26 protein-coding genes are annotated in these 25,743 nt (G+C 72.4%); 7 read left to right on the forward strand and 19 right to left on the reverse strand.

Annotated features, from left to right (window positions below; translation table 11 throughout):
• Window positions 1–28 precede the first annotated feature (28 nt).
• The gene (locus C4T42_RS10690; protein WP_020095369.1) at window positions 29–1,054 is read right to left on the reverse strand and encodes a metalloregulator ArsR/SmtB family transcription factor; all 1,026 of its coding nucleotides are present in this window, start codon (window positions 1,052–1,054) and stop codon (window positions 29–31) included.
• Between the two features lie 198 nt (window positions 1,055–1,252).
• Here C4T42_RS10690 and C4T42_RS10695 point away from each other — a divergent pair, with 198 nt between their 5' ends.
• Window positions 1,253–1,834 (forward strand): histidine phosphatase family protein, encoded by a 582-nt coding sequence (locus tag C4T42_RS10695; protein ID WP_020095370.1) that lies wholly within the window; start codon window positions 1,253–1,255, stop codon window positions 1,832–1,834.
• A gap of 3 nt (window positions 1,835–1,837) precedes the next feature.
• Here C4T42_RS10695 and C4T42_RS10700 read toward each other — a convergent pair whose 3' ends face one another.
• From C4T42_RS10700 to C4T42_RS10725, 6 genes are all read right to left on the reverse strand, one after another.
• Entirely contained in the window at window positions 1,838–2,734 is an 897-nt protein-coding gene (locus tag C4T42_RS10700; RefSeq protein WP_020095371.1) for a bestrophin family protein, read from the reverse strand.
• Between the two features lie 112 nt (window positions 2,735–2,846).
• Entirely contained in the window at window positions 2,847–3,785 is a 939-nt protein-coding gene (locus C4T42_RS10705) for an ROK family protein (RefSeq protein WP_020095372.1), read from the reverse strand.
• Window positions 3,785–5,158, reverse strand: coding sequence for a dicarboxylate/amino acid:cation symporter (locus tag C4T42_RS10710; protein WP_026605282.1), 1,374 nt, complete (start codon window positions 5,156–5,158; stop codon window positions 3,785–3,787). The genes C4T42_RS10705 and C4T42_RS10710 overlap by 1 nt, the downstream gene beginning before the upstream one ends.
• A 231-nt stretch (window positions 5,159–5,389) precedes the next feature.
• Window positions 5,390–6,382, reverse strand: coding sequence for a hypothetical protein (locus C4T42_RS10715; RefSeq protein WP_020095374.1), 993 nt, complete (start codon window positions 6,380–6,382; stop codon window positions 5,390–5,392).
• Window positions 6,383–6,700: 318 nt separating this feature from the next.
• Window positions 6,701–7,111 (reverse strand): peptide-methionine (R)-S-oxide reductase MsrB, encoded by a 411-nt coding sequence (msrB, locus tag C4T42_RS10720; RefSeq protein ID WP_020095375.1) that lies wholly within the window; start codon window positions 7,109–7,111, stop codon window positions 6,701–6,703.
• 99 nt (window positions 7,112–7,210) lie between these two features.
• A complete protein-coding gene (locus C4T42_RS10725) occupies window positions 7,211–8,401 on the reverse strand; it encodes a YihY/virulence factor BrkB family protein (RefSeq protein ID WP_020095376.1) in 1,191 nt (396 codons plus the stop codon).
• A 113-nt stretch (window positions 8,402–8,514) separates the two neighbouring features.
• Here C4T42_RS10725 and C4T42_RS10730 point away from each other — a divergent pair, with 113 nt between their 5' ends.
• The 3 genes from C4T42_RS10730 to C4T42_RS10740 all read left to right on the forward strand — a co-directional run bounded on the left by C4T42_RS10730 (window position 8,515) and on the right by C4T42_RS10740 (window position 10,568).
• Window positions 8,515–9,588, forward strand: a complete 1,074-nt coding sequence (locus tag C4T42_RS10730) for a UV damage repair endonuclease (protein WP_020095377.1) — start codon at window positions 8,515–8,517, stop codon at window positions 9,586–9,588.
• A gap of 46 nt (window positions 9,589–9,634) precedes the next feature.
• Window positions 9,635–10,186, forward strand: a complete 552-nt coding sequence (locus C4T42_RS10735) for an alpha/beta hydrolase (RefSeq protein WP_042675936.1) — start codon at window positions 9,635–9,637, stop codon at window positions 10,184–10,186.
• Window positions 10,187–10,340: 154 nt separating this feature from the next.
• Window positions 10,341–10,568 (forward strand): hypothetical protein, encoded by a 228-nt coding sequence (locus C4T42_RS10740; protein ID WP_012319110.1) that lies wholly within the window; start codon window positions 10,341–10,343, stop codon window positions 10,566–10,568.
• A gap of 8 nt (window positions 10,569–10,576) precedes the next feature.
• Here C4T42_RS10740 and C4T42_RS10745 read toward each other — a convergent pair whose 3' ends face one another.
• From C4T42_RS10745 to C4T42_RS10780, 8 genes are all read right to left on the reverse strand, one after another.
• Window positions 10,577–11,605 (reverse strand): TIGR01620 family protein, encoded by a 1,029-nt coding sequence (locus C4T42_RS10745; protein WP_020095379.1) that lies wholly within the window; start codon window positions 11,603–11,605, stop codon window positions 10,577–10,579.
• A gap of 28 nt (window positions 11,606–11,633) precedes the next feature.
• Window positions 11,634–13,079, reverse strand: a complete 1,446-nt coding sequence (locus C4T42_RS10750; RefSeq protein WP_020095380.1) for a YcjX family protein — start codon at window positions 13,077–13,079, stop codon at window positions 11,634–11,636.
• 87 nt (window positions 13,080–13,166) lie between these two features.
• Entirely contained in the window at window positions 13,167–14,294 is a 1,128-nt protein-coding gene (locus tag C4T42_RS10755; RefSeq protein ID WP_020095381.1) for a hypothetical protein, read from the reverse strand.
• Window positions 14,295–14,340: 46 nt separating this feature from the next.
• Window positions 14,341–15,129: a histidinol-phosphatase gene (gene hisN / locus C4T42_RS10760; RefSeq protein WP_012319114.1), complete on the reverse strand. Its 789-nt coding sequence runs from the start codon at window positions 15,127–15,129 to the stop codon at window positions 14,341–14,343.
• Between the two features lie 108 nt (window positions 15,130–15,237).
• Complete coding sequence (locus C4T42_RS10765; RefSeq protein ID WP_020095382.1) at window positions 15,238–17,325, reverse strand: AI-2E family transporter; 2,088 nt, start codon at window positions 17,323–17,325, stop codon at window positions 15,238–15,240.
• A 114-nt stretch (window positions 17,326–17,439) separates the two neighbouring features.
• The gene (locus C4T42_RS10770; protein ID WP_020095383.1) at window positions 17,440–18,894 is read right to left on the reverse strand and encodes an MmgE/PrpD family protein; all 1,455 of its coding nucleotides are present in this window, start codon (window positions 18,892–18,894) and stop codon (window positions 17,440–17,442) included.
• A 277-nt stretch (window positions 18,895–19,171) separates the two neighbouring features.
• The gene (locus C4T42_RS10775; protein WP_103985090.1) at window positions 19,172–20,464 is read right to left on the reverse strand and encodes a nicotinate phosphoribosyltransferase; all 1,293 of its coding nucleotides are present in this window, start codon (window positions 20,462–20,464) and stop codon (window positions 19,172–19,174) included.
• A gap of 122 nt (window positions 20,465–20,586) precedes the next feature.
• A complete protein-coding gene (locus C4T42_RS10780) occupies window positions 20,587–21,090 on the reverse strand; it encodes a pyridoxamine 5'-phosphate oxidase family protein (protein WP_020095385.1) in 504 nt (167 codons plus the stop codon).
• Window positions 21,091–21,217: 127 nt separating this feature from the next.
• Here C4T42_RS10780 and C4T42_RS10785 point away from each other — a divergent pair, with 127 nt between their 5' ends.
• From C4T42_RS10785 to mobA, 3 genes are all read left to right on the forward strand, one after another.
• Window positions 21,218–21,505, forward strand: a complete 288-nt coding sequence (locus C4T42_RS10785; RefSeq protein WP_026605283.1) for a hypothetical protein — start codon at window positions 21,218–21,220, stop codon at window positions 21,503–21,505.
• A 155-nt stretch (window positions 21,506–21,660) separates the two neighbouring features.
• Window positions 21,661–22,809, forward strand: coding sequence for an iron-sulfur cluster carrier protein ApbC (gene apbC, locus C4T42_RS10790; protein WP_020095387.1), 1,149 nt, complete (start codon window positions 21,661–21,663; stop codon window positions 22,807–22,809).
• Window positions 22,810–22,879: 70 nt separating this feature from the next.
• Window positions 22,880–23,428: a molybdenum cofactor guanylyltransferase MobA gene (gene mobA, locus C4T42_RS10795; protein WP_020095388.1), complete on the forward strand. Its 549-nt coding sequence runs from the start codon at window positions 22,880–22,882 to the stop codon at window positions 23,426–23,428.
• Between the two features lie 152 nt (window positions 23,429–23,580).
• Here mobA and C4T42_RS10800 read toward each other — a convergent pair whose 3' ends face one another.
• The 4 genes from C4T42_RS10800 to coaD form a co-directional block, all read right to left on the reverse strand.
• Window positions 23,581–24,039 carry a peptidylprolyl isomerase gene (locus C4T42_RS10800; protein ID WP_010686120.1) on the reverse strand — a complete coding sequence of 153 codons (459 nt, stop codon included), beginning with the start codon at window positions 24,037–24,039 and terminating at the stop codon, window positions 23,581–23,583.
• A gap of 77 nt (window positions 24,040–24,116) precedes the next feature.
• Window positions 24,117–24,614 carry a hypothetical protein gene (locus tag C4T42_RS10805; protein WP_020095389.1) on the reverse strand — a complete coding sequence of 166 codons (498 nt, stop codon included), beginning with the start codon at window positions 24,612–24,614 and terminating at the stop codon, window positions 24,117–24,119.
• A 7-nt stretch (window positions 24,615–24,621) separates the two neighbouring features.
• Entirely contained in the window at window positions 24,622–25,170 is a 549-nt protein-coding gene (locus tag C4T42_RS10810) for a peptidylprolyl isomerase (RefSeq protein WP_103985091.1), read from the reverse strand.
• 27 nt (window positions 25,171–25,197) lie between these two features.
• Entirely contained in the window at window positions 25,198–25,701 is a 504-nt protein-coding gene (coaD, locus tag C4T42_RS10815) for a pantetheine-phosphate adenylyltransferase (protein ID WP_020095391.1), read from the reverse strand.
• Window positions 25,702–25,743 lie beyond the last annotated feature (42 nt).

The following is a 25,743-nucleotide window of genomic DNA, read 5'->3' on the forward strand; positions in this document are numbered from 1 at the left end:
TCAGACGAAGTCTGCGGAGGTCAGTGTCTCAGGCGACGGCGCGCTGAGGCTGTTCTGTGTCGGTGTCGGCCAACCCGTCCTGAGCCAGCCCGTCCTGGGCCAGCCAGAGGGTGACGGTGAGCTGGCCCGACTCGCGCGGCGTCAGATCGCGGGTGGCGACCGTCGCGAGGCCGGCTTCGGCGAGCCAGCCGGAGACCTGCTCGGCGGAGAAGCCGAGGCGCCGGTGGGCCTGCCCGGTGCGGAGGAATTCCAGCTCGTGCGGCGCGAAGTCCACCACCAGCAGGCGGCCGCCCGGCGCCACGAGCCGCGCGGCCCCGCGGAGCGCCCGGGCCGGGTCGTCGAGATAGTGCAGCACCTGATGGACCACGACGAGGTCGAAGCTCGCCCGCGCGAAGGGCGGCGCGTGGATGTCGCCCTGCCGCAGGTCCACCCTTGCCAAGCCCTGGCGCTCCAGGTTGGCCCGGGCGACGGACAGCATGGCGTGGCTCGAATCGAGCCCGGTGGCGCGGCCGGCCCGGGGCGCCAGCAGGCCGAGCATCCGGCCGGTGCCGGTGCCGAGATCGATCAGGCTGCCGATCGGGCGGTCGCCCAGGGCGTCGAGCACCGCGGCCTCCACGATCGCCTCGGGCACGTGCAGGGAGCGCAGCTCGTCCCATTTGGGGGCCAGCCGGGCGAAGAAGGTCGTGGCGGCATCCGCCCGCTGCGCCCGGACGGCGTCGAGGCGCGCGCGGTCCTCCGACAGGGGCGGCGCGGTCCGGTCGAGACCGGACAGGAGCGGGTCCGCCAGGCCGGCGCGGGCGTCGGACAGCCGGAAGAACGCCCAGGCCCCCTCGCGGTGGCGCTCGACCAGCCCGGCCTCCACCAAGAGCTTGAGGTGGCGAGAGATCCGCGGCTGCGACTGACCCAGGATGTCGGTGAGGTCGGACACCGACAGTTCCCCCTCGACGAGCAGCGCCAGGATGCGCAGGCGCGTCTCCTCCGCGGCGGCGCGCAGGACGCCCAGGGCTTCCGGAAAGGGGATCGACCCCGCTTCTTGCCTGCGTTCGATAGACATAAAGATATGTTTATGTCCGTTTTCCCGCGGGCGCAAGCACGATCTTGATCGGGTCCACGTCGGCGCGTGACGGCTCCCGACGGCATTGCCGAACCGATGAGACCGAAGCGCGGCGGCGGCGTTGATGGCAGGGTCGATGACTGGATCGATGACTGGATCGATGACAGGGCCGCGGACCGCGTGCCCGGGGAGGCACGCATGGCCGAGAGCCCGTTCCCGCAGATCACGCTGGTCCGCCACGGCGAGACCGCCTGGAGCCGGTCCGGTCAGCATACCGGGCGCAGCGACATCCCCCTGACGCCGGAGGGTGAGGACGCGGCGCGCGCCCTCGCACCGCGCCTGGCGCGCCGCGCCTACGCGGAGGTGTGGTCGAGCCCGTCGGGCCGGGCGGCCACGACCTGCGCGCTGGCGGGCTTCGGCGACCGCCGCGCGATCGATCCGGATCTCGCGGAATGGGATTACGGCGCCTACGAGGGCCGGACCACGAAGGCGATCCTGGCCGAGCGGCCGGACTGGCGGCTGTTCCGCGACGGCTGCCCCGGCGGCGAGACGGCGGCGGATGTCGGTGCCCGCGCGGATCGGGTCATCGCCCGGGCCCGCGCCCGCGACGCCGACCTCATCGTGTTCTCCAGCGCACACCTTCTGCGCGTGCTCGCAGCGCGCTGGATCGGCCTGGAGCCGCGGTGCGGCGCGCTCCTCGTCCTCGGCACCGCGAGCGTCTCGGTGCTCGGCTACGAGCACGACCGCACCGAGCCGGTGCTGCGCGCCTGGAACGGGTAGGCGCTAGCGCAGCCAGTACCCGTCGGGCGCCAGCGCCTGGGGCATCGGCTCGCCGAGGGCGTGGTGGACGATGCGGTCCACGGCGCGGACCATGGCGTCGAGGGGCAGGTCGTTGGGCTCGGTGCCGAACGGCTCCTCGAGCTCGTCCCCGAGGGCGTCGAGTCCGAAGAACGTGTAGGCCACGAGCGCCACCACGATCGGAGTCGCCCAGCCCAGGGCGCCGGTGAGGCCCACCGGGAGGAGCAGGCAGTAGAGCCACGCGGTCCGGTACACGAGCAACGTGTAGGCGAAGGGCAGCGGCGTGTTGGCGAGCCGCTCGCAGGCGGTGTGCACGCCCGACAGCGCCTCGATCCGGGCCTCGAGGATGCCGAACTGGATGTCGCTGAGCCGGCCCGCGCGCGTCAGCGAGGCGAGATCGCGGGTGATGGCGGCCAGGACCGAGTCGGTGGGGTTCGGGCCGGACAGGTCCGATCCCGGGCTCGTCCGGTCGACGGCGGCGGCCTCGTCCAGGTCGCGCAGCCGGGCGTGGAGGCCGTGCGCGAAGGCCGACAGGCGCCGGAGCTGGAGCGCGGCCTCCCGCTCGGGCAGCAGGGCCGGGAGGGCGCGGGCGAGGTTGCGCACCTCGCCGATCAGGTTGCCCCAGTGCTTCCGGGCCTCCCACCAGCGCTCGTAGCAGGCGTTGTTGCGAAAGCTCAGGAAGATCGAGAGGGCGAGGCCGACCACGGTGAACGGCGTCACCCCCGCGCTGACCGGGAACAGCGCGGGCCACCGCGATTCCGCCCACACCACCGCGCACGAGACCGCGACGATCCCCGCGAGCTTGGGCGCCACCCGCGGCACGATCGAGCCGCGCAGGGTGAACAGCAGGGTCAGCAGGTTGGGCCGGGTGCGGACGATCATCGGGACTTCGGCGATGCGGTGCTGCCGTCCTGCCCTGCGCCCTCCGGTCCCGCAACCGACGTCTCTGTGAGCTCGGCAGTTCGATCGACCAAGGCCGGGCCGCGGACGGGTCTCAGACGGTCTCCGCCTCCCAAAGCCACGCCGCGCCGCGCACGCCCGACGCGTCGCCGTGCAGGCTCGCTCGCACGGGCGTGTCGAAGGCGTCGGAGAAGACGTGGGGGGCGATCGCCGCCGGCAGGCCCGCGATCAGCTCCGGGATGCGCGACAGGCCGCCGCCGATCACGATCACGTCCGGGTCGAGGAGGTTCACCACCTGGGCGGCCGCACGCCCGAGGCGCTCGAGGTGGACGGCGAGCGTCTCCCGCGCCGCCGGGCTTCCGGCGCGGGCCTCGGCGACGACCGCCTCGGCGGTGAGGTCGCCGCCGTGCCGCCGCGCGTGGTCGGCGGCCAGCCCGGGACCGGACAGCCAGGTCTCGACGCAGCCCCGGCGGCCGCAATAGCAGGCGGCGCCCGGCCGCTCGTCGTCGCGGGGCGCCGGCAGGGGGCCGTGGCCCCACTCGCCCGCGATGCCGTTGCGGCCCGTGAGCACCCGACCGTCGAGGGCGATGCCGGACCCGACGCCGGTGCCCAGGATCACCGCCCAGACCACGCGGGCCCCGGCGCCGGCGCCGTCGATCGCCTCCGACACCGCCAGGCAGTTGGCGTCGTTCTCGATCCGGAGCGGGCGTTCCAGGCGCGCGCCGAGATCGGCCGCGAACGGGTGTCCGTTGAGCCAGTGCGAGTTGGCGTTGCGCACGAGGCCCGTCGCCGGGGACAGGCTCCCGGGCATGCCGATGCCGACGCTGCAGGGCGTGCCGGCCTCGGCCTCGAGACGCAGGACGAGGTCGGCCACGGCCTCGACGGTGGCCCGGTAGGCGCCCCGCGGGGCGGGCATCCGCGCCTCGGCCAGGGTCGACCCGTCCCGGCCGAGCACGATCCCGGCGATCTTGGTGCCGCCGAGATCGATGCCGAGGCGCGGGCGACCCGCGTTCTTCGCCGTCGGCGATCCCATCACTCGGCGGCGGCGACCTTACTGTCGGTGCCCATCGGCTGCGGCGACTCGTCGGCGATGTGGGTGCCGATGGCGACCGGGTGGGCCATCACCTCGTTGAGCTTGGCGACGTCGAGCTCGCCTTCCCAGCGGCTGACCACCACGCAGGCGACGCCGTTGCCCACGAGGTTGGTGAGCGCGCGGCACTCGGACATGAACTTGTCGATGCCGAGGACCAGGGTCATGGCGGCGACCGGCACCGGGCTGTTGGGGATCGCCGAGAGCGTCGCCGCCAGGGTGATAAAGCCGGCACCCGTGACGCCCGATGCGCCCTTCGAGGTCAGCATCGCCACCAGGATGATGGTCGCGTACTGGCTGATCGACAGGTCCACGCCCACGGCCTGCGCCAGGAACAGCGTCGCCAGCGTCATGTAGATGTTGGTGCCGTCGAGGTTGAACGAGTAGCCGGTCGGGACCACGAGGCCGACGACCGAGTCCGAGGCGCCGAGGCGGCGCATCTTGGTCATGAGCTGCGGCAGCACCGTCTCGGAGGACGACGTGCCGACCACGATCAGCAGCTCGTCCTTGATGTAGGCGAGGAAGCGCAGGATCGAGAAGCCCGCGACCCGGGCGATCGTCCCGAGCACCACGAGCACGAACAGGATCGCCGTGATGTAGAAGGTGCCGACCAGCCACGCGAGGTCGTAGACCTTCTGGATGCCGTACTCGCCGATCGTGAACGCCATGGCACCGAAGGCACCGACGGGGGCGAGCTTCACGACGATGCCGATGATCCGGAAGAAGATCTGGCCGGCGGTGTCGATCGCGTGGTTCACCGAGGCCGCGCGCTCGCCGAGATTCGTCACCACGACGCCGGTGAGGATCGAGATCAGCAGCACCTGCAGCAGGTCGCCGGTGGCGAAGGGGTCCAGGAAGCTCTTCGGGATGATCGCCAGGATGTGGGCGACGGTGGAATCGGCGGCCGCCTTGCTGGCGTAGGTCGCGACCTTGCTGGCGTCGAGCTTCGACGGGTCGGCGTTGAAGCCGGCGCCGGGCCGGATCACCTCGCCGACGATGACGCCGATCAGCAGCGCGATGGTGGACACCACCTCGAAGTAGACCAGCGCCTTCAGGCCGACGCGGCCGACCTTCTTCAGGTCGCCAATCGACGCGATGCCGTGGACGATCGTGCAGAAGATGATCGGCGCGATCATCATCTTGATCAGGCCGATGAAGGCGTCGCCGAGCCACTTCATCGACTTGCCGGTGGCCGGGTCGTACCAGCCGAGCAGGACGCCGAGCGCGATGGCGATCAGCACCTGGATGTAGAGCACCTTGTACCAGGGCTCGCGGGGCGCTGCGGCGGGAGCCGTCGCCTGGATTGCCTGTGCCATGTCCATCCCGTGCGACGACCGCGCACCCTCCCGATTTGCCGGCACGCTAGCGACTATCACCCGGCGCCTCAACGGCTGCACGCTTATCCGCCCGGAACCATCCGTGACAAAAACCTGTCATTCCCGGACGAAGATCTCTCGTATCCGAGAGCCGCGGACCCGCGAAAACAGACGGGCCGCAGCGCGATCTGCGCTGCGGCCCGGCCGTGCCTCGCGTCGTTGCGACGCGGGTCAGGTCTGCTGCTGGGTCCGGCGGGGGCGGACGGTCCAGCGCTCGAACATCGAGGCGGGATCCTCGCTCTTCCCGTCCTTGTTCTCGGCGGCGGGATCAGGCTGCTGGTGGATCGCCGCGCCGAGGGCCTGCGACAGGCTCTCGATGACGTCGTCGATGCGGGCATCCCCGTGCAGGGCGTCGCCGCTGCCGGATTGCGGGGCTGGCGTCTCGGCGGCCGGCGCGGCGTGCGCGGCCGCTTCCGGCGCGGGCTCCGGCTGCGGCTCGGGCTCGGGGTGATGCTCCGGGGCCGGCTCGGGCGGGCGCGGGGCGGCCGCGGCGGGCTCAGGAGCCGGCGGCGGGGCGGCGACGACCGGCGCGGCGGTGGCCAGCGCCGCGGGAGCCGCGGCCCGGCGCATAGCACCCATCGCGCCCTCGTCGGACTCGGTGCTCCGGCTGCTGCTGCTGCTACCGTAACGGCCGAAGCCGAAGCGCGGCTCGATCAGGTCCAGCACCGCGTCCAGCGCGGCGTTGCTCAGCGCCACCTCCTCGGCCGCCGGCACGCCCTGGATGGCCAGGGCCGCCCGCTCGAAGGCCGGCTCGCTGCTGACCTCGCGGCCGAACCAGCTCGGGGCGTGGAAGCCGGCGGCCTCGCCGTCATCGTCGAAGGTGACGCTGATCAGGTCCAGGCTGCCGGGGGTGACGTAGCGGTCGATGGCAATCTCGCGCCCGCCGGCATTCAGCGTGGTGCGGTCGTAGGCGGCCTTGCCGGGGCACACGTCCAGCAGGGCGTCGCCGTGGGCTCGCGGGACGTCGGTGCGCTCCTCGACCGGGACGCCGTCCGGCCCCTTGTTCACCAGGACCAGCTGGCAGACCTGGCCGTCGACGCGCACGTAGGAGGCCCGGCCGCCCTGGGGCGCGAAGTGACCCTCGGTGATGCGGGCGCCACCCCGCTCCTTGCGGATCAGGCGGACCAGGGATGGTGCGACCAGAAATCGGCGAACGGTGCTCATGAACTCAAAACCCCTCCCGCTTGGTCGGCGGCGCGCCGATCCGGCGGACAGCCCTCAGCGCCGCCGGGCTGCACGGAAGAGGACACGTGGAGCCGGCCCGCACGGCGTATAAGCTGACTGCCACGCCGTATTCGCCAGAGCCTGACCACTTCCGTCGCCAATCACCGGACAGCGACATCCTGAGACTATAGAGCGCTAAGCAAAAACGCGACGAAATCAAGACCGGATCCGGCCGAGGATCCGGCCCCGGCGGTCCCTGTCCCCGATATCCCGGCTTTCGCGCCGCGTTTCCGAACCCAGGTTAGCGGCCCCCGCGATTCATTCAGCCGGCTCGAAATTCATCGCCGCGCCGTTCATGCAGTAGCGCAGGCCGGTCGGCGCCGGGCCGTCGTCGAAGACGTGGCCCAGATGGCCCTTGCAGCGGGCGCAGTGCACTTCGGTGCGGACCATCCAGTGGCTGCGGTCCACCGTGGTCTCGACGGCGCCGTCGAGGGGCTCGAAGAAGCTCGGCCAGCCCGTTCCGGACTCGAACTTGGTGCCCTGCTCGAACAGCGGCTGACCGCAGCCGGCGCAGGTGAAGGTCCCGGCCCGCTTCTCGGCGAGCAGACAGCTCGTGCCGGCCCGCTCCGTGCCGTGCTCGCGCAGGACCCGGTACTGCTCCGGTGTCAGCGCCGAGCGCCACTCGGCGTCGCTGCGGGTCTCCGGGCTAGTGGTCGGCGTGTCGGCCATGGCGATCTCCCTTCTCGCCACGCTATATAGGGATCGCGCGCCCTATCCGGCAGTCCCGGAGGATGCCGCAGGGCGTCTCCGGGATCGGAGACGCGGCGTTCAGGCGGCGGCGCCGACGGTGTCGGCCATCCGCGCCCGGCGCGCGCCCATCGGCAGCGGCGCGCCCGTGGTGGTGTCGCGGGCGGTCTGGTGCTCCAGCTCCGCGTTGATCTCGCCTCCGAGCAGCACGATCGTCGAGGAGATCCAGATCCACGTCATGAAGCCGATCACGGCGCCGAGCGACCCGTAGGTCTCGTTGTAGGTGCCGAAATTGGCGACGTACCAGGAGAACAGGAGCGAGGCGGCGAGCCAGAGCAGGCCCGCGACGACGCTGCCGAACCCGACCCAGCGCCAGCGGGCGTGCTCCCGGCTCGGCCCGAACCGGTAGAGCACCGACAGGCCGCCGAGCAGGACGATCAGGATCGCCGGCCAGCGCAGGGCCGCGAGCAGCCACGCGGTCGAGCCGAGGCCCAGGAAGTTCAGCATCACCGGCACGACGACGATCACGTTGAGCGCGACGATGATGAACAGCAGGGCGCCGACCGTGAAAGTGAGCGAGCGGAGGTTGAGCCAGAAGAAGTTCCGCTTCTCCTCCTCCTCGTAGACGACGTTCAGCGCGTCGAACATCGCCTTCATGGCCGCGTTGGCGCTCCAGATCGACAGGAGCAGGCTGGAGAAGAACGTGATGCTGAGGGAGCCGCTGCCCTTGGCGGCGATGCGCTTGACCTGGTCGCCGATGAGCTCGACCGCGCCGGACGGCAGGACCGCGTGCAGCTGGGCGAGGTGATCGTTGATGACGGTCACGTCGGCGAAGAGGCCGTAGCAGGAGACCAGCGCGGCGATGGCGGGGAACAGCGACAGCAGCGTGTAGAAGGTCACCCCGGCGGCGACCGCCAGGACCCGGTCCTTGTTGAACTCCAGGTAGACCCGGACGACGATGTCCTTCCAGCCGGACCGCGTCATCTCGACGGGGCTGTCGGCGGCGCGGCCGCGCTCCGGCTGGGTCGCGGCGGTGAGCTGCGCGGCGCGCCCCGAGATCGAGCGCGCCCCCGCGGCGACGCCCTTCCGCAGGCCCCGATCGTCGCAGGACGGATCGCGGTCGAGCGGCGGCGCGTCGGCGGGGAGAGCCGCCGGCACGCGGCGCCGCGCCGGCGCCGCCGCGAGGGCGACCAGTGCCGAACCGAGCATCAGGATCCAGAGGATCGAGCCGCCCTCCGAGGGGCCGGTCGAACGCGACGGTGACGGGGGCATGGATCGGGGCCAGTGCGCGGAACTGCCGCGCTCGGGACTCCCAACGTCGTCGTGCCGCGGCCGTTCCGCGCGTCGCGCGGGGACGCCGCGGCCCTCCGCGCGTTGTGCTCGTTATGCGCGATCAGCCCCGTCTCGGATTCTGCTGCAAGTTCGTCCTGGACGAGCCGCCCGGCACCCATGCCACCCTCAAGGCGGAGCGGGAGGCCACGCTGCACATGAACCTCACCAGCGTGACCATGGCCCATCTCACGAAGCTGGAGCCGGCCGCCCGGCGGGTGAAGCTCACCGGGCTCGTCGCCCACAACCTCGACGCCCTCGCCCGCCAGATCGCCTGGGTCGGGGCCCGGCCGCCGCTGGAGCGTCTCCTGCGCATGGCGAGCAACGTCCTTCCGGGCTACACCCACCCGATCGCGCAGCCGCTCTACGCCGAGCCCGAGATGGCGGCGCTGGTCGAGCGCGGCCTCGCCGAGGCCGGCGCGCTGGCCCGCCGGCTCGGGGTGCGCCTGAGCTTCCACCCGGGACCGTTCTGCCTGCTGGCGAGCCGCAACCCGGCGGCGATCGCCAACGGCCTGTCCGAGCTCGACTACCACGCCGAGATCTTCGACCGGATGGGCTACGGCGGCGGCTGGCATCCGCACGGCGCCCATATCAACATCCATGTCGGCGCGGGCGACCCGGGGGTCGAGGGCTTCCGCGAGACCCTGCCCCGGGCGAGCCGGGTGGCGCGCGACCTGGTGACGGTCGAGAACGACGAGAACGTGTTCGGCCTCGACGCGGTGCTGCGGCTCGCCGACCTCGTGCCCGTGGTGCTCGACCTGCACCACCACTGGGTCGAGAGCGGCGGGGAGTATCTCGAGCCGGACGATGCCCGGATCGCCCGGGTGCAGGAATCCTGGCGCGGCGTCCGGCCCGTGGCCCATATCAGCGTGTCGCGCGAGGCGGTCTCCGCCGCCTGCGATCCGGACGCCCTGCCCGACTTCCCGGCCCTGCGCGCGGCCGGCCACGCGGTCCGGGACCTCGCGGCCCATTCCGACATGATGTGGAACCGGGCGGTGAACGACCTCGTCGCCCGGCACCTCGCCTGGGCGGATTTCGAGATCGAGGCCAAGGCGAAGAACCGCGCCTCCGTGCAGATCGCCCGACACATCCTGGCCCTCGAGGGAGCGGCGCCGATCGCGGCCGAATGACGGGACGGTCTCGACGCGTCCGTCGGTCCGCACTAGGCATCCCGGTATGAAGACCGCCGACTGCGACATCCTCATCGTCCCGGGGCTCGGGGGCTCCGAGGAGGACCATTGGCAGGCCCGCTGGGCGGGCCGCCTCGCTACCGCGCGCGTGGTCGAGCAGGACCAGTGGCACGAACCGACCCCGGAGGCGTGGTGCGGCCGCATCGCCGAGGCGGTCGCGGCGGCGACGCGGCCGGTCATCCTGATCGCCCACAGCCTCGGCGTGGTGGCGTGCGTCGAGGCGGTGCCGCGCTTCCCCGCGGGGGTGGTGCGCGGCGCCCTCCTGGTGGCGCTCCCGGACGTCGAGGAGGCGCCGGGCCTGCCCGACGCGGTCCGGGCCTTCGCGCCGGTGCCGCGCGATCCCCTGCCCTTCCCGGCCCTGCTGGTCGCCAGCCGTACCGACCCGTACTGCCGCTACGAGCGGGCGGACGACTTCGCCCATGCCTGGGGGGCGCTCACGGTCGACGCGGGCGAATCCGGCCACCTCAACGTGGCGAGCGGGCACGGCCCCTGGCCCGAGGGACTGATGCGGCTCGCCGGGTTCCTGAAGGGGCTCTGAGCCTGCGAGCCCTGCGGCGCGCGAGGACGATCGGCGTCCCCGGGGCTCGGCGGGATGGGACCGGCACGGGTCGTATTAACGCGCTGTTTACCACCGCCCTCTTCAGTGGCGGCACGGGCGGTCCTTCGTCCCGAAGCCGCCCCTGGAGAGCACCGTGACGCGCAAAGAGCTTCTCGAACGACTCGAAGCGGTGCAGACCGCCCTCGGCCCCCGGGCCCAGAGCAACTTCAACAGCTCGCTGTTCAACGACGTGACGCTGCTCAAGCGGATCGAGGCCTTCGAGGCCAAGCTCGGCGAGCCCGAGAAGCCGAAGACCGCCGACTACACCGGCAACATGTTCTCGCGCATCGCCAACCGCCGCGCCGCCGCGGGCGCCAAGTAGTCCCGCCCCTATTTCGGCTCGGCCCCGGCCGAGCGCAGCAGCTCGCCGGCAACGTCGGCGAGCCGCGGCGGGGCCTCCCGCACGAACGGCAGCGGCCGGCAGACGTTGAGCGCCGCGAGCCCGAACCGGGCGGTCATCAGCCCGTTGAGCACGCCCTCCCCCAGCTTGGCGGAGACCCGGGCGGCGATCCCGAGCCCCAGAACCTGCTGCATCACGCTCTCGCCCACCGCCATGCCGCCGGTGACCGTGAGATGCGCGAGCGCCGCGCGCCCCAGTCGCAGGAAGCCCAGGAAGCCCGGCCGGCCGCCGTAGATCGCGGCGATCCGGCGCAGCAGACGCACCGCCGCGAACACCACGAAGGCCACGTCGACGATCGCCCGCGGGCTCAGCGCCGTCACCGCCGAGACCTGCTTGGCCGTCGTCGCGATGGCGTTGCGCGCCTGCCGGTCGAGGCCGGCGAGCAGTTCGTGCTCGGCCAGTCCGATCCGGTCGTCGACGTCGAGGATCGCGTCGGCGGCGGCGTCGATCCGGGCGCGGCCCGCCGACAGGGCGTCGCGGTCCGCGTAGAAGGTCGAGAGCGCCTGCACCACCGCCTGCGCGCCGGTGTGGTCGCGGGTGGCGAGGGCGTCCAGCGCCGACTGGCGCAGCCGCTCGATCTTGCGCTCGCGCCGCAGGCCGGCGAGTTCCCGCACCACGATCGCCAGCAGCGCCAGCGCGGCGAGGCCCAGCAGCGCGAGCGCGACCCAGCCGAGCCAGGGGGCGGCCTGGAACAGGTCGCTGATCATCCGCTCGACCGACAGGCCGACGCCCAGGGAGACGAGGCCGCCCACCGCCGAGAAGAACAGGGCACCCCAGGGCGAGCGCGAGCGCGGCGCCACCGGCACGGCGACGCCGTCGGCGGCGTCGAGGATCTCGAAGGGTTCCTCGACGATCCGGGCCTGCGGCGGCCGCGGTCCGAGCGGCGTCGTGGTCACGCTCGGCTCGCCGACCGGTTCGGGGCTGATCCGGAAGGCGCGGGGTTTCTGGCCGGAGGTCATGGTCGCGGGCTCCGCATCGCACACATCGTCACGCCAGCCGGTCGCCGATCAGGAACTGCATCGCCCGGTCGAGCCGGATCTGCGGCAGGTGCCCCGCGCGGCCGAGCCCGTCCGGGCGCACCAGCGGCGGCCGGAAGCGCGGGAAGCGCAGCGAGCCCGGCTCGACCGCCCCCTCCAGCACCGCCTCGGCGCGGGCCGGCAGCTCGCCCGGGAAGATCGCGGCCTCGCTGTTGCCGTCGAAGACCTCGTCGCCAACCACCTCGCCGGCTTCCGGCGTGCCGGCCACCGCCCGCAGCGTCTCCGACCCGTCGTGGACGGTGGTCTCGCGGGTGGCGCGCACCGAGGCGAGCGCCACCGTACCGACCCGGGCGCCCGCGGCCTCGGTCCGCCGCATGGCCCGCGACACGAGCAGCCGCAGCAGCGCGTCGAGCCGGTCGTGGCTCGTCTGGTGGAGATGGTCGGCCTTGGTGGCGGCGAACAGCACGCGGTCGGCCCGTGGCGCGAACAGCCGCGACAGCACCGTGTTGCGGCCGATGTTGAGGCTGAGCAGCACCGCGTCCAGCGCCTCCTCCAGCTCCGCCAGGGCGGTCGGCCCGGCATCGACCGCCGACAGGACGTCCACCAGCACGATCTGCCGGTCGACCCGCTGGAAATGGTCGCGGAAGAACGGCGTCACGACCTTGGCCTTGTAGGCCTCGAAGCGCCGCTCCATCAGCCCGGCGAGGCTGTCGGGGGCGATCGTCTCGGTGAGCCGGTCGAGGGGCGCGAAGGTGAGCGCCGGGGAACCCGCGAGGTCGCCCGGCATCAGGAACCGGCCCGGGGGCGTCGTCGCCACGGCTTCGGGGCCGGCGCGCAGGCCCGCGAGGTAGGTCTTGAAGGCGTCGCTCGCCCGCTCGGCCGCGACCTCGTCGAGGGGGCCGTTCGGGTCGAAGCCCTTGAGCGCCTCCAGCCAGGGCGCCGCCACGGCGGCGCGGCCGGGCCGGCGGGTGCCGCCGATCGTGGCCCGGGACCACGCCGTGTAGCTGGTCTCGATCAGCGCGAGGTCGAGGAGCCATTCGCCCGGGTAGTCGACCACGTCGAGCATCAGGGTCGCGGGGCCGGAGCGCCAGCCGGCGGCACGCTCGTAGGCGATCTCCAGGCGGAACTGGCTGATCCGGTCGGTGGAGCGCGGCCAGCGCCGCGCCTCGGTGAGCGTCGCGAAATGCTCCTCGAAGGGGAAGCGCGGCACGTCGTCGTCGGGCTGGGGCACCAGCTTGGCGCGGCGCAGGCGACCCTCCTGGGCGGGCGCGAAGGCCGGCAGCGCGTGGGTCTCCACGAGGTGGTGGATCAGCGCCGTGGTGAACACGGTCTTGCCCGAGCGCGCGAGCCCGGTCACGCCCAGCCGCAGGGTCGGCTGGACCAGCAGGTCGTGCGAGGCTTCGGCGAAGGCTTTGACGGCCGAGCCGGCGCGCGCGGCAAGGTCGATCAGGGGCACGGGCGGGCTCGTGGTGAGGGGAACGGGCCGGGCAGAGGTGGCGCGGGCGGGCCGGAACCGCAAGGCTTGCCGCCCGGGAAGCCGCCCCTAGGGCGGCGCGGTGCTGGCGGCCGGCGTGGGCGGCTTCAGCCGGGCGATCGCCCCGGCGACGAGGTCCGGGCCGGCGCGCAGCGTGCCGAGCTCCACCGCCGACATCGCCAGCATCACGGGCGCCAGATTGGCGCGCGGCGCGCCGTCCGGCCCGAACAGGTCGAGGTCGTCGCCGGGCTTCAGGCCGACGCTGGCGCTGATGCGGTTGGCGTAGGCCTGGATCCGGACCTCGTCGCCGGTGCAGAGCGGAGCCGGCAGGCGTAGGTCGAGGACAGGCAGGCCGGCCGCGATCGCCGGCAGCAGCGCGGATTCTGCGACCATCCGGTCGGCACTCGGGACGCGACTTGGCTTCCGGTCGAGCAGCGCCGACGGGTCGGCGACGCTCCCGGCCGGGCGGCCGGTGGAGGCGGAGATGCCCGCGGCGATGTCGGGAACCGGCTGGAGCATCGCCACCCGCGGGATGGCGGCCGGGCGTCGGGTCGGGCGGCCGGCCATCCGGGCGAGCGGCGACCAGGGCTGAACCCGCAGGGCCGCCCGGCCCCGCGGCGCGCCGCCGGGGCGGTGCGCGGCGAGGTAGCGCGCCCGCAGGGTCCGCCCGAGCCCGCGGGGCGCGAGGGCCGCCGAGACGACCGGCGCCGCCGCCGGCCGGCCCGGCCGCGCGGGCGCGGCACCGACGCGGCACTCGGCCGGCGCCCAGCGGCGCACGATGGCCAGCGCCGTGCGACGGCCGTAGTCGCGGTAGTAGCGCCGCAGCAGGCTCGCGGCGGCGTCGGCGCCGTCGTCGAGGGTGGCGAAGGCGGTGTGGCCCTCCCCGTCGGCGCCGATCTCGCCGGACCAGCGGGCGGACTTGATGCACCAGCCGTTGTTGAGCCGCACGCAGCGGGCGACGTAGGGCGGATCGTCGGTCAGCGAGGCGGTGATCGCCAGCGCCCGCGGCGTCAGCTGCGCGCCGGTCTGGGCGTGCCAGTTGGACACGGAGCGGGTCGCGGGGTCGAAGCGCGGGGGTGGGCTGCCGGCCTGAGCGGAAACGGTCGCCGGGGGCGGAAGGGCGCGCGCGAGGGCGTCCGCGCCGGCCTCGGCGCTCGGCACCAGGGTCGTGATCAGGATCAGCGCGTTCAGCAGCACGCGGTCGGGCCTTCGCGGCGGCGGACGGGCTCGATGCGGACGCGCGTCACGGGTTCAGAACCTTGAGCGCGGCCTCGTGCAGCCGCGGGTCGCCGGCCGCGATCACGCGGCCGCCGCCGGCGGCCGAGCCGCCGTCCCAGGCGGTGACCCGCCCCCCCGCCCCCTCGACGATCGGGATCAGCGCGACGATGTCGTAGGGCTTCAGCCCGGCCTCGACCACGAGGTCAATCTGGCCGGCCGCCAGCATGCAGTAGGCGTAACAATCCGCGCCGTAGCGGGACATCCGCACCTGGCCTTCCAGCGCCCGGAATCGCTCGGCCTCGTCGCCGGCCGCGAACAGCCGGGGATCCGTGGTCGCCAGGATCGCCTGGGCGAGGTCACCGCAGCGGCGGGTGCGCAGGGTCCGCTCGCCCGCCGGCGCGCGGAGCTTGGCGCTGCGCCCGTCCCCGGTGAACCGCTCCGCGAGATAGGGCTGGTGCATCATCCCTCGCACCGGCACGCCGTTGCGGGTCAGCCCGATCAGGGTTCCCCAGGTCGGCAGGCCGCCGATGAAGGCGCGGGTGCCGTCGATCGGGTCGAGGACCCAGACGCACTCGGCGTCGGTGCGCTCCGCGCCGAATTCCTCGCCGAGGATGCCGTGGCCCGGGAAGGTCTGGCCGATCATCGCCCGGAGGACGACCTCGGCGGCCCGGTCGGCCTCGGTGACCGGATCGAACGGCGCCCCGCCGCGGGCCTTGTCGTCCAGGCCGAACTGGGCGCGGAAGAACGGCAGGATCGCCTTCCCGGACGCGTCCGCGAGGTCGTCCATGAACCGGCCGAGTTCGACGACGCTCATCCGTTCCGTCCCCTGTTGCGCCCGAAGGCCGCCCGGCCAAACGGCCCGTCCCGACGAAACCGGCGCGCGCCCCTGCCCGTCAAGCCCCCGCCCCCGCGCATCCGCGACTCACGCCCCGGCCGGCGCGGGCAGACGCGCCGCCTGGCCGCGGGCGTCCGACGTGCCCTCCGATGCGTCCGTCGATGCGTCCGTCGCGGTCGCGCAGGTCGCGTCCTCCTGCGCGGCCGCCAGGATAGCCTCGACGGCCTCGCGCAGCGATCCGACCTGCGCGTCGGCCTCGGCGCCCCCCGGCCCGCCGGCGAGGCGGTTCGCCCCGCTGTCCTGGGCGAGCCACAGGCCGAGCAGGACCGGAACGCCCGGGACCCGGCCGCGCAGCCGGCGGATCAGGCGGCGCAGGTGCGTCGGCTCGCCGTCGAGCGCCAGGGAGACCACGCAGGCGATCCGCGCCGGCCCGGTCTCGAACCGGCCGATCCGCACGGAGGCCGTCTCGGCGAACGGGACCGTGCGGACGCCGAGGCCGCGCTTCTCCAGGATCTGCGCGAGGATCGCGGCCGCGGCCTCGTCCAGGAAGCCGCGCCCCGCCACGCACAGCACCGCGCCCTCGCGCGTCCAGGCGGCGGGCAGCGCCTCCGCGGGCGGCCCCATCGGGAGCGGGCTGCAGGCGCTCTCCTCGCCGTCGCCCGTCGCCCCCGCGACGGCGTCGCTCCGGTCGGAGAGGTCGGCGATCAGCTCGGTGAGCGCGGCGCGCATCGCGCCCTTCTGCTGCGCGGTCAGCACCCCGCGGGCCGCGTCGCGGGCCGCGAGTTCCAGCGCCTTGAGCACGACGTCGTCGTAGTAGGACGAGAGCGAGCATTGCTGCAGGATCAGCTCGGCATGGCCCAGCACCTCCTCGGAATCGCCCGCCAGGATGCGCTGGTAGAAGTTCTGGACGGGCGTCAGCGCCGGCCGGTCGCCGAACAGCACGTCCAGGAACTCCAGGTGCTCGACGTAGCGTCCGAGCACCACGAGGCAGACGGTCAGGGGCGTCGAGAGCAGCAGGCCGACCGGCCCCCACAGCCACGTCCAGAACAGGGCCGAGACCAGGACCGCGAAGGGCGAGAGCCCGGTGGATTGCCCGTAGAAGATCGGCTCGAAGACCTGGCCGGTCAGCGGCTCCAGGACGACGAACAGGATCGCCACGGCGATCATCATGTTCCAGCCGGGATCGACCGCCGCGGCGAGCGCCATCGGGAGGATCGCCGACAGGACCGCCCCGAGATACGGCACGAAGCGCATCAGGGCCGCGAAGATCGCCCAGAGCACCGGGTTCGGCACGCCGATAAGGTAGAGGCCGATGCCGATGACCACGCCGAAGGCGGCGTTGAGGGCGAGCTGGACCACGAAGTAGCGGCTCAGGCGCTTGGCCGCGTCGTCGATGGCCACGGTGGTCCGGTGCAGGTCGCTCGATCCGGCCAGCCGGATCATGCGGTCGCGCAGGTCCTCGCGCTGCATCAGCACGAACAGCAGCACCACGAAGACGATGCCGACCGTGGCCAGGGGATGCATCACCGGCGTGAGCACGGTCGAGAGCATCTCCAGGGAGCCCGGCGGGGTCGTGGCGACCTCGACGAGGACGGGCTTGGGCGCGGCCTGGGCCGGCTCGGGAGCCGCCGAGGGCGTCGACGGCGGCGATGCCGGCGACGTTGACGGCGGTGGCGCGGCCGGCTGCGCCTCCGGGCTCCCGGCCTCCTTGGCGCCGCCGTGCAGCGCCCGGCCGATATTGGCGACGTATTCCGTGACGTGGCCCACGGGCGAGTCGCGCAGGCCGTTGATCTTGCGCTCGATCGTGGCCCGGTAACGCGGGACGTCCCCCGCGAGATCGGCCGCCTGGATGCCGATCAGCGTCGCCAGGGAGGCCACGATGCCCACGGTCAGGAGCACGCTGACGCCCACCGCCACCAGCCGCGGCAGCCGCAGCCGCCGCAGGCGGTTCACCAGCGGCGTCAGCACGAACGACAGCAGCAGCGCGATCGCGATCGGGATGAAGATCTCGCGGCCGAAATACAGGGCGGCGATGATGGTGGCGCCGACCACGACCGGCGACGCCATGGCGGCCCGCGGCGTCTCGGCCGCGGCGACGCGGGTCGGCCGCGGCGGGATCAGGGGAGTCCCGGGCCGCACTGCCGGTTCGACCCCGACCGGGGTTCTCGTGCCCATACCGTGATCCACGTCCCGAACGCCACGCGCGGGCGGCCGCCGGGAGCGGCGGAAGCCTCGCGGACGGGGAACGGCACAGGACGCGAAATCGATCCCGAGGGTTTCGCGTTCAGGTTAGGCGCCCGCGACGCCGGCCCGCGCCACGTCGCCCGCATCCTTCAGCTCGGGCAGAGACCAGCACAGCTGCATCACCTTCCTGGCCTGCGCGTCCGGCAGGATGCCGGCGGCGAGGTCGGTGAATTTCGCCTCCAGCTGCGCGTCCGACATCGGCTTCTCGACGCTTCCGATGGCGTGCTCGATATGCCGGTGGAAGGTCCGCCCGTCGTTCAGCGTCACGGTCATGTCGACCTGCGCGGGATCGACGCCGGGGGTGATCACCGGGACCACCTTCTGGCGCAGGGCCACCACCCGCGGATCGTTCACCGACCGGTCGCTGAACTGCTTCTCGCCGCCCGCGCCCTCCACGAAGGCCACCGCGGCGGCGTGGTAGATGCTGAACTTGCCCTCCAGGCCGGTCTTCGGCGCGGTCTTGCCGGTCAGCTCCAGGACGAGCGGGTGGACCTTCAGGTCGACGCGCTGGATGTCCTCCGGCCTGACGTGGTCCTGGTCGCGGATCTGGATCGCCGCGTCGATCGTCGGGTGCATGACGATCCCGCAGGCGAAGGGCTTGTAGGTGTTGAGCTGCGCCTCGTAGCGGGTGCCGAGGCCGTCGGTGATCTGCGACCAGTCCTGCTTGGTGGAGATCGTGTTGGCCCAGCCGCGCTTGGCCTCGATCATGCCGTCCGACGAGGTGAAGCCCTTGGCCGCCAGGATCGCGGCGAACAGGCCGTTGGACGCGGCCCGGCCCGGGTTGAAGCTCTTGTTCATCGAGCCGAACGACTCGCGCAGGCCCACCGGCTGCGAGGCGGCGAGCCCGAGGGCGTAGACCATCTGCTGCTCGGTGAGGCCCATCAGCTTGCCGGCGGCGGCGGCCGATCCGAACACGCCCGCGGTGCCGGTGATGTGCCACCCGGCATCGTAGTGGTTCGGGTAGACCGCGTTGCCGATCCGGCATTCGGCCTCGATCCCGACCACCAGGGCTTCGAGGAAGTCCTTGCCGGAGACCGGTTTCATCGCCGCGTAGGCCAGGATCGCCGAGGCAACCGGGCCGGCCGGGTGGATGATCGTCTTCAGGTGGGTGTCGTCGAAGTCGAAGATGTGGCTCGACACGCCGTTGAGGAAGGCGGCGTTCATGATGTCGAACCGCTCGGTCCGTCCGAACAGCCCGGCCTGCGGCGGCCCGGAGAAGGGCTGCAGCGCCGAGACCGCCACGTCGACGGTCTCGTGGTGCGAGCCGCCGATGGCCACCCCGACCCAGTTGAGGAAGCTGCGCACGCCCTCGCGGCGGACGGGCTCCGGCAGGGTGTCGTAGGAGGATCCCAGGATCCACTGCGCGAGGATCTTCGTGACGTGCGGCGGCGCTGCCTTCGCGGCCGGCTTCGCGGCCTCGGCCGCCTGCGCGCCCTGCAGGGCGGGCGCCGTCAGGGCGAGGCCCGCGGCCCCGATGAGCGAGCGGCGATTCATCGACATGGCGTTCTCCCGGACAGGGCCGCCCGAGGCGCCCCGATTGCCGGACATGATAATGAATTCATCCCTGGGGCGGCGGCCTCCGTGTTTCACCGCGGCGGGTCTGATACCGTTTCCGGTTGAACGCTTCGGTCGGTGCGGCCCGCTCCGTCTTTGCGAGTGCAGCGAAGCAACCCAGGGCTGCGGGACAGCAGGGGGCGTGGCGCTATCTGGATTGCTTCGCTCCGCTCGCAAGGACGGCGGAACCGATCTGATCAACCGAAAACGGTACGAACCCCCTTCACACCACTACCGGGAGGGCCTCCTGCGCGCCCACGCCGAAGACGCGCCGGTACCGGGCGACCTCGTCGGCCGGGCCCTGCGCTTTGGTGGGATTGTCGGAGAGCTTCACGGTCGGCCGGCCGTCGGCCTGCGTGACCTTGCAGACGATGGAGACCGGGTCGAGCTTGCCGTCCGGCAGGAGCCCGCGGAAATCGTTGGTGAGCAGCGTGCCCCAGCCGTAGCCGATGCGCATGCGCCCGTGGAACCGGGCGTGGATGCGCTCGATCTCGTCGATATCGAGGCCGTCCGAGAAGATCGCGAGCTTCTCCCGCGGGTCGTGCCCGCGATCCTGCCAGAAGCGGATGACCTCCTCGCCGCCCTCGATCGGGTCCTTCGAGTCGATGCGGATGCCGGTCCAGTCGCTGACCCAGTCGGGGGCGTTCGCCAGGAATCCGGTGGTTCCGTAGGTATCGGGCAGGATCACCAGCAGGTTGCCGCCGTAATCCTCCTGCCAGTCGGCGAGCACCGCGTAGGGCGCGGCGGCGAGCGCCGCGTCGTCCTCGGCGAGCGCCGCGTAGACCATCGGCAATTCGTGGGCGTTCGTCCCCACCGGCTCGACCTCCTGCCGGGCCGCGATCAGGCAGTTGGAGGTGCCGAGGAACGCGCCGTCCAGGCCCTCCGCCATGGCCTGGACGCACCAGTCCTGCCACAGGAATCCGTGGCGCCGACGCGTGCCGAAATCCGCCACCGACAGGTCCGGAAGCCTCTGCAGCCGCTCGATCTTCTCCCAGACCCGGGTCATGGCGCGGGCGTAGAGCACCTGCAGGTCGAGCTTGCCGAGGCCCCGCAGCACGGCCCGCGCCCGCAGCTCGTTCAGGATCGCGAGCGCCGGGACCTCCCACATGGTGGTCTCGACCCAGGGGCCGTGGAAAGTCAGCTCGTACTGGCCGTCATGGACGGCGAGCTCGTATTCGGGGAGCTGGAAGGTCGCGAACCAGGAGACGAATTCGGGGCCGAGGATGCGTCCCTGGCCGCGGAACACGTTGCCCCGCAGCCACGTGATCTCGCCCTTACTGAGGCGCAGCGTTCGGGCGTGGTCGAGCTGTTCCCGCAGCAGCCCGGCATCGACCTCGTCGGCGATCCGGATCCGGCGGGTGCGGTTGGTGATGCCGAAGGTGGTCTGGATGTCGGGGTGCCGGCGCAGGATCGTCTGCGCCATCAGGAGCTTGTAGAAATCGGTGTCGAGGAGCGACCGCACGATCGGGTCGATGCGGAAACTGTGATCGTAGACCCGTTTCGCCAGATCGAGCATTCGTCAGGCACTCTGCCGCGCTTGGAACGCGCAGAGCGCATGCCGGGACCGCACACGTCAAGAAGACGGGCGGCCTCCGCCCGGAGACCGCCCGCGAAAGCGCCGATCCTGACGACCGATCCTCAGGCGAGGTCGACCTTCTTGATCTCGGTCTTCGGGCTCTCGCCGGTGAGCGAGGCCTTCACGTAGCCGTAGAGGTGCAGCATCGTGCTGTTGGGGCTGTCCCAGTACTCGCCCTTCTCCGGGTGGACGCGGATCAGAGCGACCTCCGGGTCGTTCTTCCCGTTCGGGAACCAGGTCTTCAGGCTCTCATTCCACTTCGCGTCGATGATCGACTGGTCGCGGACGATCTCCGCCTTGCCGGCTACCGAGACGTAGTTCTGGCTCGACGGGTCGGAATAGGCGAGGTTGATCTGATTGTCCTTGCTGATCTCGGCCGTCTTGGGCGAGTGCAGCTTGGTGAAGAACCACAGGTCGCCGTTCTCGTCGGCGTCGTTGTTCCACATCGGGCGGCTGTTGAGCGTGCCGTCGGAGTCGACGGTGGTCATCATGGCGATCTTCACGTCCTTGATGAGCTCGAACAGCTTCTTCGCGCCCTCGTGGTCGCGGTGGTTGCCCTGATGCATGAAAGTGGTCTCCTACGCGTCGTTTCGGTCCCGGCGGGGTCTCCGGAGGGAGCCCCGCCCGAAGGCTGCCCCGACAACGGATCAGTCTCCGGTTGGTTCAGCTTGCCCGTGCGGTGAGGAGGTTCGGATGCGAGGTGTTCGGAGATTGGGGCGTACGGCCGCGGCGCTGGCGCTGGGCGCGCTCTGTCTCGGCGCTCGGCCGGCCGGCGCCGAGGTGCGCTTCGGCCCGGGCGTGCGCATCGGCGGCCACGACTTCTCGAACCGCCGCTACGGCAGCGTCCACATCGAGCGCGTGAAGCGCCTGCGCGGCCCCCTCGGCTGCCGTCGCCTGCGGCATGGGTTCTACCGGCGCGGCGACGGGACCGTGGTGCGCGGCCCGATGGAGGCGTGCAACCTCATCGCCCGGCCGCACTGACGCCGGCACGGTCCAGGCGGCGCCCCGCTCCGGCGCGGGATGGCCGCGGGGACGCGGGCCACCGGCGCGCGCCGATCTCGGGCCCGGGGTCTGGTGTTCTGGGCCCGCTCGGTTACATGCACTGGCATACCTGCTTGCCCCGGTGGAGAACGATTTTGGCGATCACCCGCGACGACGTGCTGAAGGCGCTCGCCGACGTCACCGTCGATGCCGCCGGCACCACCCTGCCCGGCTCGGGACGGCTGTCCCAGGTCGTGGTCGATCCGAACAGCCGCGTGATGTTCTCGATCCTCGTCGATCCCAGCGAGGCCGAGCGGTTCGAGCCGGTGCGGCGCCAGGCCGAGGGGCGCGTCCTGAAGATGCCGGGCGTCTCGGGCGTGTTCGCGAGCCTCACCTCCGAGCGGAACCAGAGCCACCCGGCCCAGAGCGGCGCCGCTCCCCGGCCCGTGACGCCGCCGCCGGTCGCGCCGCCGCGGCCCGGCGCGCCGCCGAACCAGGGCCCGCAGATCGCGGGCGTGCGCCACATCGTGGCGGTCGCCTCCGGCAAGGGCGGCGTCGGCAAGTCGACCACCGCCTGCAACCTCGCCCTGGCGCTCCAGGCGCAGGGGCTGAAGGTCGGCCTCCTCGACGCCGACATCTACGGCCCCTCCGTGCCGAAGCTGTTCGGGCTCTCGGGCAAGCCTAACGTCGTCGACAACAAGGCCATGGAGCCGATGGTCGGCTACGGCCTCAAGGTCATGTCGATCGGCTTCCTGATCGAGCCCGAGACGGCGATGATCTGGCGCGGCCCGATGGTGCAGTCGGCCATCACCCAGATGCTGCGCGACGTGCTCTGGGGCGAGCTCGACGTGCTGCTCGTCGACATGCCGCCCGGCACCGGCGACGCGCAGCTCACCATGGCGCAGGCGACGCCGCTCTCCGGCGCCGTGATCGTCTCCACCCCGCAGGATCTCGCGCTGATCGACGCGCGGCGCGGCGTGACCATGTTCAAGAAGGTCGCGGTGCCGATCCTCGGCGTGATCGAGAACATGGCGACCTTCGTCTGCCCGAATTGCGGCCACGCCTCGCACATCTTCGGGCACGGCGGCGCGCGGAACGAGGCGCAGCGGCTCGGCGTGCCGTTCCTCGGCGAGGTGCCGCTGAACATGACCATCCGCGAGACCTCGGATGCCGGTCGGCCGGTGGTGGCGACCGATCCGGAGGGGCCGCACGCCAAGGTCTACCGGGACATCGCCGCTCAGCTCTGGGCGAACCTGTCCGGCGCTCCGGCCGGGCGGACGGCGCCGAAGATCGTCTTCGAGTGATCCTGTGCCCTCCCCGCCTCTTCCGCCGCCGGTCCTGGGCCTGATCCTCGCCGGTGGGCGGGCGCGGCGGATGGGCGGGGGCGACAAGCCGCTGCTGCGGCTCGGGGGGCGGACCCTGCTGGAGCGGGTGGTCGAGCGGCTCGGGCCGCAATGCGGGGCGGGACTGGCGCTCAGCGCCAACGGCGACCCGGCGCGGTTCTCCGGCTTTCCCGGTCCGGTCCTGCAGGACCCCGTGCCGGATCAGCCGGGCCCGCTCGCCGGCATCCTCGCCGGGCTGGAGCACGCCGGCGCGCGGGGTATCGCGCGGGTGGTGAGCGTGTCGGGCGACGCGCCGTTCCTGCCGGAGGATCTGGTAGCGCGCCTCGGCGCGGCCGGACCAGAGACCGGCATCGCGCTCGCGGCCTCAGGGGAGCGGCAGCACTACACGATCGCGCTCTGGCCGACGGCTCTGAGCGACGCGCTTCGGGACTATCTCGAACGCGGCGAGCGGCGCGTCGGCGCCTTCATCGCGCGCCACGGGGCCGCGGTCGCGACTTGGCCGATCGAGCCGGTGGACCCGTTCCTCAACATCAATTCGCCGGCGGATCTGGCGGCGGCGGAAGCCCTGGACCGCGGGTGATGCGGCCCGCCGTCATCACGAGCGAAGCGAAGTGACCCAGGGCAGCGCGACGCGTGAAGACGCGGCGCTACTGGATTGCTTCGCTCCGCTCGCAAAGACGGTACAGCCGAAGCCATCGAGAGATGGCTTCGGCTGTGAGGCTTGATCCGAGCTCAGGCCGCCGCGACGGTCGCCTTCACGATCTTGTCCGGCGAGCGCGGCGGCTCGCCCTTGTTGATCGTGTCGACCACATCCATGCCTTCCACGACCTTGCCCCACACCGTGTACTGCTTGTCGAGGAAGCGGGCGTCGTCGAAGCAGATGAAGAACTGCGAGTTCGCCGAGTGCGGGAAGTTCGTCCGCGCCATCGAGCAGGTGCCGCGCACGTGCGGCTCGGCGTTGAACTCGGCCTTCAAGTCCGGCAGGTCGGAGCCGCCCGAGCCGGTGCCGGTCGGGTCGCCGGTCTGGGCCATGAACCCGTCGATCACCCGGTGGAACGGCACGCCGTCGTAGAAGCCCTGGGCGGCGAGCGTCTTGATGCGCTCGACGTGGCCCGGGGCGAGGTCGGGGCGCAGCGCGATCACGACGCGGCCCTTGGTGGTCTCCAGCACGATGGTCTCGTTGTCGGCCATAGTCTTTCCTTCCGGTTGGGGGAACTGTATCGGCGCGTGCCGGATCCGGCCAGCGCCCGTGTCGGTCTCGCCGGCGCTCAGGCCGGCGGGCGGTAGACGAAGCGGAGCGCCACCGGCCGCCCCGCGATCGCCCGGCCCAGACCCGGCGTGATGTGGACCGGGGTGCAGCGCGCGAGGGCGTCGAGGGTCCCGCGCACCAGGGTATTCCGCCGATCGCCCGCGACCCCCGCCGCGTAGGTGACGCGGGGCGGCCCGATCAGGCTGCCGTCGCGCCGCAGCGCGAGCCGCAGGGTGATCTCGATGTCGTCGGACCCGCCGCTCGGGCGGCCGAGGCCGCCCGGTGCCTGCCAGCAGGCGGCGAGCGCCGGGTAGAGCTCGGCCAGGGTGTCGGCGGGCTTGGTCGCCATCCGGGCGACCGGGACCGGGACCGTGGCGCGCAGGGTCTGGGGCAGGCTCAGCGGGTAGCCGCCCCCCGGCTCCTCGGCGTAGCCGTAGAACGGCGCGCCGTCATAGGCCGCGGCGGCCGCCGGGATCAAGCTCAGCAAGAGGATCGAGGCGGCGCGCCGGCCCGGCATGCGGCCGCTACTTGGCCTTCTCGGCGAGCGTCATGCTGACGATCTTGTCGGGATCCTGGACGGCCCCGCCCGGCGCGCCCGGGGCGGCCTTCTTGATCTTGTCGAGGACGTCGAGCCCGTCCGTGACGTTGCCGACGATCGTGTACTGGCCGTTCAGGAACGGCGCGTCGCCGAGGCAGATGAAGAACTGCGAGTTCGCCGAGTTCGGATCCTGCGAGCGGGCCATGCCCACGGTGCCGCGGCGGAACTGGGCCGACTGCGTGAACTCGGCCGGGATGTTCGGCAGGCTGGAGCCGCCGGTGCCTTTGCCCTTCGGGTCGCCGGTCTGGGCCATGAACCCGTCGATGACGCGGTGGAACTTGAGGCCGTTGTAGAAGCCCTGCGAGACAAGGGTCTTGATCTGCTTGACGTGCTTGGGCGCGATGTCGGGCCGCAGCTCGATGGTGATCCGCCCGTCCTTGGTCTGGAGATAGACCGTGTTGGCGTCGGCGGCCCGGGCCGCCTGAGCGGTGCCGAGCGTCAGGGCGAGCGCGAGGAGGGCGTGGCGTCGGTTCATCGAAGTCCTTCCAGGGTCGGGCCGGTGTCAGGAATGGGCGGCGAAGCGCTGCCGGAGGCGCGCGGCGACCGCCGCGGGCACGAAGGGCGAGACGTCGCCCCCCATGCCGGCGATCTGGCGCACCAGCGTCGCGGTGATCGGGCGGGCCTGCGTCGAGGCGGGCAGGAACACGGTCTGCACCTCGGGCGCCATGGCGCCGTTCATGCCGGCGAGCTGCATCTCGTAGTCGAGATCCGTGCCGTCGCGCAGGCCGCGGATGAAGATCGCGGCGCCGCAGCGCCGGGCGGCCGAGACGGCGAGATCGTTGAAGGTGACGATCTCCAGCGCCGCACCCTCGGCCTGGGCCACCGGCCCGCAGGTCTCGCTCAGCAGCGCCGCCCGCTCCTCGGCGGAGAACAGCGGGGCCTTGCCGGGGTGGACGCCGATGGCGATCACGAGGCGGTCCACCAGCCGGCAGGCCTGGCGGACCACGTCGAGATGGCCGTTCGTGACCGGATCGAACGAGCCGGCGTAGAGGGCAGTGCGGGTCATCGCGACCCGACCTAGAGCATTTTCGCGCCGGACGGAACCGGG

Origin of the sequence: Methylobacterium sp. 190mf (assembly GCF_900107945.1) — a bacterium.
Classification (GTDB): Bacteria; Pseudomonadota; Alphaproteobacteria; order Rhizobiales; family Beijerinckiaceae; genus Methylobacterium.